Genomic DNA, 13,404 nt, shown 5'->3' with positions numbered 1-13,404 from the left:
TTGCTCGGTGCCCTGCCGCATCTCTCGTGGCTATGTGCTCGCCATGAATTCATGATCGCCAAGGATCTGGCCTCGTGTAGCGAGGGATCGATCGGCTAGGCTTGCACCTCAAAGGAGGACCCCGTGGAGGAATATCGCCGTCCTGACGATTCCAGTCGCCCGGTTGACGTCACGCAGACGTTTGGGCACGACTCGGATCTGTCATTTGTACCGTTCGGAAGTGAGCTGGGCGACGCTGAACTTGAAGCCATCGAGGCTCTTCCCTCCGGGGCGGCTCTGCTGATCGTTCGCTCCGGTCCTGCAGCCGGTGCTCGCTATCTGCTCGACACCGATGTGACCACCGTCGGACGCCATCCTGAAGCAGACATCTTTTTCGACGACGTCACCGTATCTCGGCGTCACGCGGAGATCACACGCACCAATACCGCCTTCGAGCTGGTTGACCAGCGTTCGCTGAACGGAACCTACGTCAATGGTGAGCGCGTCGATCGCGCGGCTCTCGTAAATGGCTCTGAAGTGCGAGTTGGAAAGTTCCGGCTCAACTTCTTCGGTTCGCCCGCTGACCTGCCACAGACACCCGAAGCCTGATGGCGGCTGCTTCTGCCCGCGAACGCGCTGCGTCGTCGGGCCTGCTCAGTATTGGGCAGGTGCTTGCGAGGCTGTCGCCAGAGTTCCCCTCGCTCACTTCGAGCAAGCTGCGCTTTCTCGAAGTGCAGGGAATCATCACCCCGCTTCGCACCGAATCTGGCTATCGAAAGTTCTCGCCGGATGACCTCGAGCGGCTGAGGCTTGCCCTCACCCTGCAACGCGATCACTACCTGCCGCTCTCGGTGATTCGGGAGTATCTGCAGGATGTGGATGCTGGGCGTGATCCGGTGACACCGGCATCCGTGCCGCCACCATCTATTGTCCCCGCGCCGCGCCGTTACCGCCGGGAAGAGCTGTTGGCGGCCTCAGGGGCCGCTCCACAGTTGCTCAATGACGCGATCAGCACCGGCGTGCTGGGGGCAGACGTCTATACGGATCAGTCTGTCGCGCTCCTGCGTGCCCTCGTGGCGCTAGACCGCCATGGAATTGAGCCGCGACACATGCGCACACTGCGTCAAAGCGCGGAACGTGACGTGTCACTGATTGAATCCGCCCTCGCGCCTCTGCTGCGACGTACTGACTCGTCATCGCGCGGCCGAGCGGGGGAGTTGGCGCCTCAGCTGGCCCAGCAGCTCGAAGAGGTGCGCGCCATTTTCGTGCGCGCGGCGCTCGAACGACTTGTGGACTGAATCATCCGACACGCCGACCGCGCAGGTCGGATGTCATTGCCGCAGGCGTCTGCCTGTTCTACCGTGGGACTAACGAAGGCGGAGGGGGAACGCGCGTGAGCGATCGCGACAATGTAGACGGTGGTGCGTTCACTGCTGACCTCCTTTTCACCGACGGGCTTCCCGAGATGGACGACGAAGTCGGCTACCGCGGTGCCGTAGCAGCACGAGCAGCCGGCATAACGTACCGCCAGCTGGACTATTGGGCACGTACCGAACTCGTAGAGCCCACCGTGCGCGGCGCTAGTGGTTCTGGATCGCAGCGTCTCTACGGATTTCGAGACATTCTTGTCCTGAAACTCGTCAAGCGCCTTCTCGACACTGGAATCTCGCTTCAGCAGATTCGTACTGCAGTGGACCAGCTTCGGGCGTCAGGAATCCGCGATCTTGCCGGTACCACGCTCATGAGCGACGGCGCATCGGTCTACCTCTGCACCTCGAACGACGAGGTCATCGACCTGGTCAGTCGCGGGCAGGGCGTGTTTGGCATCGCCGTCGGCAAAGTGCTGCGCGAAGTGGAATCCACTCTTGTGGACTTCGACCCACAACTGCCCGATGCGGCTGATGAGCTTGCCGCACGCCGCGCTGCACGCTCAGCCTGAGATACCTCTGCGATAGTGCCTGACGTACCTCTGCGGTAACAAGAGTCTCAACGCTTCATTGCCCCGACAGGTGGCGCTGAGCGAGCTACGTGGGTGTTTCGTTGGGCACCGGCACGCGCCCGGTGCGAATGATGCGGTCAAGCAGCGCATCGAAGTCAGCCGCGAGTTCCTGCGCTGAATCGCCAGGCCAGATGTGCAGCGGCTTGGCGGCGCCCTGTGCCTGTTGCAACGAGGTGCGTTCGGGCAGCTGAGGACTCAGCACCAAGGGTCCGAACATATCGCGCAGCTCTTTGATTCGGAACTGGTGTTCGATCGACTGCGGGCGAACACGGTTCACCACGATGCCCAGAGGCTGAAGGCGGGGAGAGAGGCCGCGACGGATCTCTTCGATTGCGCGAAGCGCACGGTCGGCTGCCGCAACCGAGAACAGGCCCGGTTCGGTGACGACGATCACGCGGTCGCTGGCAGCCCATGCAGTTCGGGTGAGCGCGTTGAGAGACGGGGCGCAGTCCACCAGCACCAGGTCGTAGTCGGCCTCAATGGTGGCGAGTGCTTCTTCGAGCTTCCAGACGTCTCTCACACTCGGGTGAGGGCCGTCGAAGTTGATCGCAGACGGACTGCCGATCATCACGTCGATCGTGCCAGGGTGAACCTTCGCCCAACCACTCGACGTAATCGCTTGCCGAACGACCTTGTCTTTCGGATTCGCCAACACATCGGCGATGTTCAAGCGACCTGCCACCTGAATATCCAGCCCCGTAGAGACGTCGGACTGCGGGTCGAGGTCGACGACGAGCGTACGGACACCTCGGGCGAAAGCCGCCGATGCGAGTCCGAGAGTTACGGTCGTTTTGCCGACTCCACCCTTAAGCGAGCTGACGGAGAGGACGTGCACAAGGCTCTACGTTACAGTCCTCTAGGCTGAGAACGCACTCAGGTCCGCCAGCATTGCCGCCCTCGGAGGTCGAATGTTCCGTAAGATCCTCGTCGCTAACCGTGGAGAGATCGCTATTCGCGCTTTCCGCGCTGCCTACGAATTGGGTGCGCGCACAGTCGCCGTGTATCCACACGAAGACCGAAGCTCGCTGCATCGCCTCAAGGCAGACGAGGCATATCTGATCGGTGAGGTTGGTCATCCGGTCCGCGCGTACCTGAGCGTGGATGAGATCATTCGCGTCGCGCGCGAAGCTGGCGCCGATGCCATCTATCCGGGCTATGGGTTCCTCTCAGAGAACCCTGAGCTCGCGGAGCAGGCCGCAGCTCACGGCATCGCCTTCATCGGTCCGCCGGCATCGGTGCTTGAGATGGCCGGAAACAAGGTGACCGCCAAGCACCATGCGATCGCGGCCGGTGTGCCGGTGCTTCGCTCGACCGAGGCGTCCGACGATGTCGATGCTTTGCTCGCGCAGGCCGAAGACATCGGATTTCCGCTCTTTGCGAAAGCCGTTGCCGGTGGTGGCGGCCGTGGCATGCGCCGCGTCGACACCGCTGACGAGTTGGCACCCGCGCTAGCCGAAGCGATGCGAGAGGCGGGCAGCGCGTTCGGCGACGCCCGCATGTTCCTTGAGCAGGCCGTGCAGCGTCCGCGCCACGTGGAGGTGCAGATCCTGGCAGACACCGCTGGCAACACCGTGCATCTCTTCGAGCGCGATTGTTCTGTGCAGCGTCGTCATCAGAAAGTCATCGAGATTGCGCCCGCGCCGAACCTCGAGCCCGAGGTACGTGATGCGCTGCACTCGTATGCCATCGCGTTCGCCGAGTCGATCGGCTATCAGAACGCCGGAACCGTGGAGTTCTTGCTTGAAACTGCCGGACCTCGCACTGGCGAAGTCGTCTTCATCGAGATGAACCCTCGAATTCAGGTAGAGCACACGGTGACCGAGGAAGTCACAGACGTCGACCTTGTGCAGTCTCAGATGCGTATCGCTGCCGGTCAGACCCTGCCCGAGCTCGGACTTGAACAAGATCAGATCCAGCTGCGCGGCGCGGCGCTGCAGTGCCGTATTACGACAGAGGATCCCACCCAGGGCTTCCGTCCGGACACAGGAAAGATCACCACCTACCGTTCACCGGGCGGAGCGGGTATTCGACTCGACGGTGGAACGACAGCGGCCGGCGCCCAGATCTCGCCTCACTTCGACTCGATGCTCTCGAAGCTCACATGCCGTGGTCGTGACTTCGGCGCCGCAGTGCTTCGCGCTCGGCGGGCGCTGGCGGAGTTCCGCATTCGTGGCGTGTCGACGAACATTCCGTTCTTGCAAGCAGTGCTCGACGACCCGGCATTCGTGTCGGGGGATATCGCCACGTCGTTCATCGACGAGCGCCCGCATCTGCTCAAGGGCCGCGAGTCGAAAGACCGCGGAACCAAGGTGCTCAGCTGGCTGGTTGACACGACAGTCAACAAGCCGAATGGCGACAACCCGCTTTCCATCGAGCCGCGGGTGAAGCTTCCTGAGCTCGATCTCACCGCTGCGGCTCCTGCCGGCTCGCGACAGCGGCTGCTCGAACTTGGCCCGGCAGGCTTCGCGAGATCGCTGCGTGAGCAGACCGCCCTGGCCGTAACGGAAACCACTTTCCGCGACGCGCACCAGTCGCTGCTCGCGACGCGCGTTCGCACGAAAGATCTCGCCACGGTTGCACCGTATGTCTCACGGCTCACTCCCGAGCTGCTGTCCGTCGAGGCGTGGGGCGGCGCTACCTACGATGTTGCGCTGCGATTCCTCGGTGAAGACCCGTGGGAGCGCCTTGATCGACTTCGCGCGGAGCTGCCGAACATTGCGATCCAGATGTTGCTTCGCGGTCGCAACACCGTCGGCTACACCCCGTACCCGACCGAGGTCACCGACGCCTTTGTGCAAGAGGCTGCGGCGAGCGGGATTGACATCTTCCGTATCTTCGACGCCCTCAATGACGTGGCGCAGATGCGTCCCGCCATCGATGCCGTGCTGGCATCGGGGACCGCTGTTGCCGAGGTCGCGCTCTGCTATACCGGCGACCTGCTCAATCCCGCCGAAGATCTCTACACGCTCGACTACTACCTCGGTCTTGCTGAGCAGATCGTCGACGCTGGCGCGCACGTTCTCGCGATCAAAGACATGGCAGGGCTGCTGCGGCCCGCTGCGGCATCCCGTCTCGTGAGCGCCCTTCGCGATCGTTTCGACGTGCCGGTGCATGTGCATACACACGACACTGCCGGTGGCCAGTTGGCCACCCTTCTTGCCGCGAGCGCTGCCGGAGCCGATGCAGTGGATGCTGCGGCTGCGCCGATGTCAGGCACGACGAGTCAGCCGTCACTGTCGGCGCTCGTTGCTTCTCTCGCGCACACCGAGCGCGACACCGGCATCGATCTTGATGCGGTATCGAGCCTCGAACCGTACTGGGAAGCGATGCGCCACATGTACCGTCCGTTCGAGTCGGGCTTGCCTGGTCCCACCGGTCGGGTCTACCACCACGAGATTCCCGGTGGTCAGCTGTCGAACCTGCGACAGCAGGCGATCGCCCTGGGACTCGAGGAGGACTTCGAGCTGATTGAAGACATGTATGCGGCGGCCAACAACATCTTGGGTCGCGTACCGAAGGTGACGCCCTCGTCCAAGGTGGTGGGTGACCTCGCTCTGCACCTCGCCGCTGTCAAGGCCGATCCTGCTGACTTTGCCGAGAACCCGCAGAACTACGACATCCCTGACTCGGTCGTTGGCTTCATGGCTGGCGAGCTGGGAGACCTCCCGGGCGGTTGGCCTGAGCCGTTCCGCACGAAGGTCCTGGCGGGACGCGACATCTCGATCGAAGTGAAGCCAATCAGCGAAGCCGATGGCGCCGCGCTTGGCGCAGACTCGCTCTCACGTCGTGACGCGCTCAACCGTCTGCTGTTCCCAGCTCCGACACGCGAGTTCACTGCAATGCGTGAGCTGTTCGGCGACCTCAGCGTGCTCGACACCACCGACTACCTCTACGGTCTCGTTCAAGGCTCAGAGCATGTCGTCGAGATCGAACGCGGCGTGCAGCTGTTTGTCGGGCTTGAGGCCATTGGCGAGGCTGACGACAAGGGGATGCGCACGGTGATGACCACGCTCAATGGCCAACTTCGACCCGTGTTCGCGCGGGATCGCAGCATCACCGTGGAGGCGCGGCAGGCAGAGCGTGCCGATACCTCCAAGCCGGGTCAGATCGCGGCGCCGTTCTCGGGAGTGGTGACGCTCAAGCTAGAGCCGGGCGCGACTGTTGCCGCGGGCTCTCCGGTTGCCTCCATCGAGGCGATGAAGATGGAAGCTGCGATCACCTCTCCCATCGACGGCGTCATCGAGCGGCTCGCGATCGGCTCGCCTCAGCAGGTGGAAGCGGGCGACCTTTTGGTCGTAGTGCGCCCCGCCCAGTAATCTGGAGGATGGCCCCAGATCTATACCGCCGCAGGAGAAGTGACTAGTGACGCCCGAACGCACCGAACACACGCCCGATGACGCTGAGCACGGCGTGCTGTCCGACTCTGGAAGCCTCGACACCTCGGGTCTTGGCATTCTCGGTGGCGGCACCGCTCAGGTGAACGTCGCAATGCCTGCCGCAAACGACGACGACGACTTCGTCGACGACGAGGAGAGCATTGCTAACCGCCCAGAGCAGCGATCTGCAGCCTCGGCAGAAGAGGCTGCTCGGGCCAAGGCATTCGACGCCTTCTTGTCTCAGCCGGTTGAGCCCGAGATCGCCGAGCCAGCTGCCGGCGAAACGTCGGTAGCCGCCGAGGAGACCGGCGACGTCGAAAACACTGTCGCCGATAGCGATGATGACGACCCGCGCAGCCAGATCGAAGACGCGGATGTGTTCTCGACCGAGATTGAGTCAGAACGATCAGCGCTCGTTGCCCCCGCGCCGGTCACGCTCACCTCGAAGCGTCTGGGCGAGATCGAGGCCGACCGCGAGACAGCAGATCTGCTTACCGCGGATCGATTGCTAGACCCTAGCCATGTCATTCGCTCAGAGCCTGAAGGTGCGTGGCAGCACCTCGTCTATTCGCTCTCGCTTCGCCGGATCAACCTCGGTGACAGCAAGCGCGCGAAAGCTCGCAAAGAGCTGGACCGTCGCATCGCTGCGCCGCTTGCAGGCGGCGCTCGCTTTGTTCCGGTGCTGTCGCGAAAAGGCGGTGTCGGCAAGACCACAGTGACCACGCTTTTGGGAATGGCCCTGGCCGACGCTCGTGACGATCGCGTGATCGCGATCGATGCAAACCCCGACAGGGGCACGCTCTCAGATCGTATTTCTCGCCCCGGTGGCAAGACCGTGCGAGATCTCGTGCGCATGAGCGGCGAGGTTGTGGGGTTCAACGACCTTTCAGCGATGGTCGCTCGCGATGAGACCCGTCTTGACGTGGTGGCGTCCGACGCCGATCCGAGTGTTTCAGAGGCGTTCAGCGACACCGACTATCGTGACGTGGCCAGGCTCGCTGCTCACTACTACTCGCTCGTGCTGACCGACACAGGTACCGGGATCGTGCACTCCGTGATGGAAGCGACGTTGCAAGCGGCTGATCAACTCGTCGTTGTGGCAGGTTTGAGCGTTGACGAAGCACGCTTGGCGTCAGAGACCCTGACGTGGCTCGAGACCAACGGCTATTCGTCTCAGGTGCGCAACGCAGTGGTGGTCATCAACAGCGCACGCCCCGGTTCACCGGTGGTGCAGCTCGACCAGCTGGAGTCGCACTTCAAGACGCGCGTGCGCGCGGTGTTGCGAATGCCCTACGACCCACACATCGCCGCGGGCAGCGCGATCACCTTCCGTGATCTCGAGCCCGAAACTCGGCGCGCGGCACGTGAACTCGCCGCGACTGTTGTCGAGGGCTTGCGTTCGCTCGCCTCGGCAGCGTAGTCGCTATGGCTGTTCGTGCCATCCGGGTGTTCGGCGACCCCGTTCTGAAGTCCGCGTGTGCGCCGATTGAAACCATCGACGCTGGTGTGAGAGCGCTCGTTCAAGATCTGATCGACACGGTAGAGCTGCCGGGGCGAGCTGGCGTCGCTGCTCCCCAGATCGGCGTCGGTCTTCGCGCCTTCAGCTACAACATCGATGGCGACATCGGCTACGTGCTCAATCCCGTGCTCGTTGCTGTGTCGGGAGAGCTTCAGCCGATCGGGGAAGGCTGTTTGTCAGTGCCAGGTCTCTGGCACGACACACCGCGCTATCCCTGGGCGAAAGTTGTCGGCATTGACGTCGATGGCAATGAGGTGGTGCTCGAGGGCGACGGGTTGATGGCTCAGGCGCTTCAACACGAGACCGACCACCTCGATGGCAGGCTGTATCTTGACAAGCTCGAGCCCGCGAATCGTCGAATCGCGATGCGCGAGGTTCGCGAATCCGACTGGTTCTGAGCCGCTCCACTCACGCTGCTGGCGCGCCGCAGCCGACGCACAGCACGCGCGAACAAGCCCCAGACCGCGGTTGGTCTGGGGCTTGTTCTGCTTTGCAAGCGAGCGCTACGAGAGTGAGACGTTTGTCGTGTTGACAGGCACGTCGTAAATGTCTGCGATTTCATCGGCGAAGTCATCCATGATGACGTTGCGCTTGATGCTCATCTTCGGTGTGAGGTGCCCACTGCCCTCGGTCCACTCGGTAGAAAGGATGGTGAACTTGCGGATCGACTCGGCACGCGAAACTTTGGCGTTGGCGATGTCAATTGCTCGCTGCACCTCGGCACGCACCGCGGGATCCTTCGCGGCCTGCTCGAGGCTCATATCTGCGGGCTTGCCGTTGTTACCCAACCAGGTCGGCAGCATCTCGGAATCAAGGGTGATCAGAGCACCGATGAAAGGCTTCTGGTCGCCGACGACGACAACCTGGCCTACGATCGGGTTGGCACGAATCGGGTCTTCGAGAGCCGCAGGAGCGACGTTCTTGCCGCCAGCGGTGACGATGATCTCTTTCTTGCGTCCGGTGATCGTGAGGAAGCCCTCATCGTCGAATGAGCCGATGTCGCCCGTCTTGAACCACTCGCCGTCGAACGTCTCGGCGGTGGCCTCAGGGTTCTGCCAGTACTCCTTGAAGACGTTGATGCCGCGCACCTGAATCTCGTCATCTTCGCCCAACCGAACAGCGACACCGGGAAGAACGGGACCGACAGTGCCGATCTTGGACTTCGTGGCGAGGTTGACTGTCGCCGGCGCTGTCGTCTCGGTGAGGCCATAGCCTTCGAGAATCGTCACGCCCAGGCTGTGGAAGAAGTGGCCCAGACGCGGGCCCAGGGGCGCCGAACCCGATACTGCGTGCTTGATGTTGCCGCCCATGGCTTCGCGCAGCTTGCTGTAGACGAGCTTGTCGAACAGAGCGAACTTGATCTTCAGTCCGAGCGAGATCTTCTTTCCGTCCTGCAGACGGGTCGAGTGCTCGACTGCTGCGGCGGCGGCAGCGCGGAAGATCTTGCCCTTGCCGCCGGCTTCGGCCTTCTGCTCTGCAGAGTTGTAGACCTTCTCGAAAACGCGGGGTACCGCCAGCAGATAGCTGGGCTTGAACGAGCCGAGCGCCGGCAGAAGCTGCTTGGTGTCTGGCTGGTGTCCGGTCTTGACTCCGGCTTCGACGTTCAGCAATGAGATGAAGCGCGCGAAGATGTGCGCAGTCGTGATGAAGAGCAGTGTGGATGCTCCGGGTTCAGCGACAACTTCACTCAAAGCGCGGTGCGAGTTGCGCGTGAGTTCGACGAAGTTCGAGTGCGTGAGCACGCAGCCCTTCGGGCGACCGGTCGACCCTGAGGTGTAGATCAGAGTGGCGATATCGGAACCATTGGCGATCGTGCGTCGGCGCTCGATCTCGTCATCGGTGACGTCAGTGCCCGCTGCGGTGAGGGTCTTGAGGTCATCGGTGTGCATGTTCCACACATTGCGTACGAGAGTGAGCTCGTCGCGAACGGACTCGACGCGCTCGGTGTGGTCGGGAAGCTCGGCAATGACGCCGACTGCACCCGAGTTGTTGAGAATCCAGCTGATCTGCGCGGGGGAGCTGGTTTCGTAGACGGGCACCATTACAGCACCTGCGAAGAAGAGCGCGAAATCGACCAGCGTCCACTCGTAGGTCGTGCGCGCGATGAAGCCGATCTTGTCGCCGGGCTCGATACCAGCGGCGGCGAACCCCTTTGCGAGAGCGACCACCTGCTTGTGGAACTCTGCGGTAGAGATATCGCGCCAGCCTTCGCCGTCAGGAACGGCGAACAACGCGAGGTTTGGAGTCTTCTTCAGGCGATCTACGAGCAGGTCTGTAACATTTGCCTGCGGATCGGCGGGGACAATTGCGGGAACTTCGAACTGAACCACGGCAGCTCCTTCGGTACCGGTATGAGTTTCGGGCATTGGTGCGGGTCCAAGTCTAATCGGACGGTGCCGCAGCGCATGACTATTCGCGTCGAAGCCCTAGTTGTGCCGTCGGGGAGCGTAGATAGACTTCAACTCGCCGTCGCGAGTGCGATGGCCGGAAGGGAATGCGGTGCTAAAGGTCGGTATCGACATTGGTGGAACGAAGATCGCTGGAGGGGTGGTCGACGAACACGGCCGCATTCTCGAGAAGCTGCGGGTAGACACACCGGCCGATACCGCCAACCTCGCTGATGCCGTGGGCGACATGGTTCGCCACTTCGCTGCCGCGCATGACATCAAGGCTGTGGGGGTCGCTGCCGCAGGCTTCATCGACCGCGACCGAGCGATTGTCATTCACGCGCCCAACATCGCCTGGCGCAATGAGCCGTTGAAAGCTTCGCTGGAATCGCGCATCGACATGCCGGTCTTCATCGAGAATGACGCCAATGCCGCAGGCTGGGCGGAGTTCCGCTTCGGGGCTGGACGCGACGTCAGCCACATGGTCATGCTGACAATGGGCACCGGGGTGGGCGGCGCAATCGTGATCGACGGCGAGCTTTTCCGTGGCGGACACGGCATCGGCGCTGAGCTTGGCCATACGCGTTTCGTTCGAGACGGTCTGTTGTGCGGTTGCGGACAGAACGGATGCCTCGAAAAGTATGCGTCCGGCCGCGCGCTGCAACGTGAAGCCAATTCCATTGCCGATCAGCACGAGATCGGCAGTGCACTCGCGGCGATCCGAGCTGAAAAGGGCACGATCTCTGGCCCAGCCATCTCTCGACTCGTTCTCGCGGGCGACGCGGGAGCCACCGAAGCACTGCGCCGTGTCGCGACAGCGTTGGGCGAAGCCTGCGGCGGGTTTCAGGCGGTTCTCGATCCCGAGCTGTTCGTGATCGGCGGGGGAGTTGCCCAACTTGGCGACAATCTCTTGGCGCCCGTGAAACGTGCCTACGAGACCTCGCTGCCCGGCTATGGGGACCGTCCGGTTGCCGAATTTGCGATCGCGAAACTCGTGAACGATGCCGGGCTCATCGGCGCCGCGGATCTGGCGCTGGCCGAGGGCTGATTGATGTTCTACTGGCTCATGAAGTACGTGGTCATCGGGCCACTCGTGAAGGGGATCCTGCGCCCGTGGATTGTGGGCCGCCGCAACATTCCCGCGACCGGTGGTGCGATCTTGGCCAGCAACCACCTCTCGTTCGGAGACTCGATCATCTTGCCCTTGATGATCGATCGACCAATGGCCTTCCTTGCCAAGAGCGACTACTTCACCGGAAAGGGACTCAAGGGCTGGGCGACGCGGTTCTTCTTCAAAGCGAGCGGCCAGATTCCCATCGATCGCTCGGGAGGTAAGGCCTCAGAAGCGTCGTTGAACACCGGCCTGCAAGTGCTCGGTGGCAGCCAGCTTTTGGGCATCTACCCCGAAGGCACGCGCAGCCCCGATGGCCGGCTGTACCGGGGTCGCACTGGCATCGCACGGATGGCACTTGTCGCGCGCGTTCCTGTGGTGCCGATTGTGATGGTCGACACCGATGTGATGTGGCCGATTGGCCAGCGGCTGCCGAATATCGTGCGCGTCGGGGTCGTCGTCGGCGAGCCGCTCGACTTTTCGCGCTTCTACGGAATGGAGGGCGATCGCTACATTCTGCGATCGATCACCGACGAGATCATGATCGCCCTGCAGCGGTTGGGTGAGCAGCAATACGACGATGTCTACGCCTCTACGGTGAAAGACCGACTCACTTCCCGCAGCTAGCGCTGGCCGCAACCCGCGTGAGGTGTCACGCGTCCTCCAGGACCCGCACACGCCACTAGACTGGCCTGATGCCTCAGCACCAGGACGCACTCGACCACTGGCGGACATTGCCCATCAAGCAGCAGCCACAGTGGTATGACGCTGCGGCCGTCGCAGAGGCCTCGGCCGAGCTCGCCATCCTGCCACCTCTCGTCTTCGCAGGTGAGGTCGACAATCTGCGTGATCGCTTGGCCAGCGCAGCATCCGGCAACGCATTTCTCCTGCAGGGGGGCGACTGCGCTGAAACCTTCGCTGGCGCCACGGCGGAACAGATTCGCAACCGCGTGAAGACCGTATTGCAGATGGCAGTGGTGCTCACGTACGGCGCGTCGATGCCGGTCGTGAAGATGGGACGCATGGCGGGGCAATTCGCCAAGCCGCGTTCCAGTGACACCGAGACTCGCGGTGACGTCACGTTGCCGGCGTACCGCGGCGACATCGTCAATGGCTACGACTTCACCGCTGCGTCGCGTCTTGCCGACCCGCAGCGACTGCTGAAGGGTTACCACACCGCGGCATCAACGATCAACCTGATCCGCGCGTTCACACAGGGCGGCTTTGCTGATCTGCGAGAAGTTCACTCGTGGAACCGCGGCTTTGCCCAGAACCCGGCAAACCAACAGTACGAGCGTCTCGCGACCGATATCGACCGCGCGATCAAGTTCATGGAGGCGGCCGGAGCCGACTTCGAAGAGCTGCGCCGCGTCGAGTTCTACACGGGGCACGAAGGCCTGCTGATGGACTACGAGCGCCCGCTGACGCGAATCGACTCGCGAACGAGCACGCCATACAACACTTCGGCGCACTTCCTGTGGATCGGTGAGCGCACACGCGACCTCGACGGTGCGCACGTGGACTACTTCTCGAAGATTCGCAACCCTATTGGTGTGAAACTCGGTCCGACAACGACGCCCGAAACTGCGCTCGAACTCATCGACAAGCTTGACCCAGAGCGTGAGCCTGGGCGTTTGACGTTCATCACGCGTATGGGCGCGGGCAAGATTCGCGACTCGCTGCCACCGCTGCTCGAGGCGGTCAAGGCTTCCGGCGCGACCCCGCTTTGGGTTACTGATCCCATGCATGGCAATGGCATCACCACGCCGACTGGATACAAGACGCGTCGCTTCGATGATGTCGTAGACGAGGTTCGCGGCTTCTTTGAAGCGCACCGTGCGGTGGGTACGTTCCCCGGCGGCATCCACGTCGAGCTCACCGGCGACGATGTGACCGAGTGCCTTGGTGGATCAGAGCACATCGACGAGGCAACGCTTGCTACGCGCTACGAGTCACTGTGCGACCCGCGCTTGAATCACAAGCAGTCGCTTGAGCTGGCGTTCCTCGTGGCAGAGGAACTAGAGAAGCGCTAG

General features: G+C 62.5%; 11 protein-coding genes. 9 read left to right on the top strand and 2 right to left on the bottom strand.

Going from position 1 to position 13,404, the window contains the following annotated elements; translation table 11 throughout:
- The first annotated feature begins 123 nt into the window (after positions 1–123).
- From SJY18_RS03970 to SJY18_RS03960, 3 genes are all read left to right on the top strand, one after another.
- Positions 124–588 (top strand): FHA domain-containing protein, encoded by a 465-nt coding sequence (locus SJY18_RS03970; protein WP_337337713.1) that lies wholly within the window; start codon positions 124–126, stop codon positions 586–588.
- Entirely contained in the window at positions 588–1,277 is a 690-nt protein-coding gene (locus SJY18_RS03965; protein WP_337337714.1) for a MerR family transcriptional regulator, read from the top strand. The genes SJY18_RS03970 and SJY18_RS03965 overlap by 1 nt, the downstream gene beginning before the upstream one ends.
- Positions 1,278–1,372: 95 nt before the next feature.
- Positions 1,373–1,918: a MerR family transcriptional regulator gene (locus tag SJY18_RS03960; RefSeq protein WP_337337715.1), complete on the top strand. Its 546-nt coding sequence runs from the start codon at positions 1,373–1,375 to the stop codon at positions 1,916–1,918.
- Positions 1,919–2,003: 85 nt separating this feature from the next.
- Here the strand turns inward: SJY18_RS03960 and SJY18_RS03955 are convergent, their stop codons facing one another.
- Positions 2,004–2,813, bottom strand: a complete 810-nt coding sequence (locus SJY18_RS03955) for a ParA family protein (RefSeq protein ID WP_337337716.1) — start codon at positions 2,811–2,813, stop codon at positions 2,004–2,006.
- A 73-nt stretch (positions 2,814–2,886) separates the two neighbouring features.
- Here SJY18_RS03955 and SJY18_RS03950 point away from each other — a divergent pair, with 73 nt between their 5' ends.
- The 3 genes from SJY18_RS03950 to def are packed head-to-tail and all read left to right on the top strand — an operon-like array spanning position 2,887 to position 8,271.
- Positions 2,887–6,294 carry a pyruvate carboxylase gene (locus SJY18_RS03950; RefSeq protein WP_337337717.1) on the top strand — a complete coding sequence of 1,136 codons (3,408 nt, stop codon included), beginning with the start codon at positions 2,887–2,889 and terminating at the stop codon, positions 6,292–6,294.
- A 46-nt stretch (positions 6,295–6,340) separates the two neighbouring features.
- Positions 6,341–7,774, top strand: coding sequence for a MinD/ParA family protein (locus SJY18_RS03945; protein ID WP_396668456.1), 1,434 nt, complete (start codon positions 6,341–6,343; stop codon positions 7,772–7,774).
- A 5-nt stretch (positions 7,775–7,779) separates the two neighbouring features.
- A complete protein-coding gene (gene def, locus SJY18_RS03940) occupies positions 7,780–8,271 on the top strand; it encodes a peptide deformylase (protein ID WP_396668455.1) in 492 nt (163 codons plus the stop codon).
- A 105-nt stretch (positions 8,272–8,376) separates the two neighbouring features.
- Here def and SJY18_RS03935 read toward each other — a convergent pair whose 3' ends face one another.
- Positions 8,377–10,203, bottom strand: coding sequence for an AMP-dependent synthetase/ligase (locus SJY18_RS03935; RefSeq protein WP_396668454.1), 1,827 nt, complete (start codon positions 10,201–10,203; stop codon positions 8,377–8,379).
- Between the two features lie 169 nt (positions 10,204–10,372).
- Between SJY18_RS03935 and SJY18_RS03930 the strand changes: the two genes are divergently transcribed.
- The 3 genes from SJY18_RS03930 to SJY18_RS03920 all read left to right on the top strand — a co-directional run bounded on the left by SJY18_RS03930 (position 10,373) and on the right by SJY18_RS03920 (position 13,404).
- A complete protein-coding gene (locus SJY18_RS03930) occupies positions 10,373–11,308 on the top strand; it encodes an ROK family glucokinase (RefSeq protein WP_337337721.1) in 936 nt (311 codons plus the stop codon).
- Between the two features lie 3 nt (positions 11,309–11,311).
- Entirely contained in the window at positions 11,312–11,998 is a 687-nt protein-coding gene (locus tag SJY18_RS03925; protein ID WP_337337722.1) for a lysophospholipid acyltransferase family protein, read from the top strand.
- A gap of 68 nt (positions 11,999–12,066) precedes the next feature.
- Entirely contained in the window at positions 12,067–13,404 is a 1,338-nt protein-coding gene (locus tag SJY18_RS03920) for a class II 3-deoxy-7-phosphoheptulonate synthase (RefSeq protein ID WP_337337723.1), read from the top strand.

Source organism: Microbacterium sp. R86528 (assembly GCF_044596335.1).
Lineage (GTDB): Bacteria > Actinomycetota > Actinomycetes > Actinomycetales > Microbacteriaceae > Microbacterium > Microbacterium marmarense.
Note: the sequence above shows the minus strand (reverse complement) of the source record. Positions and strands in the feature narration are given on the sequence as shown.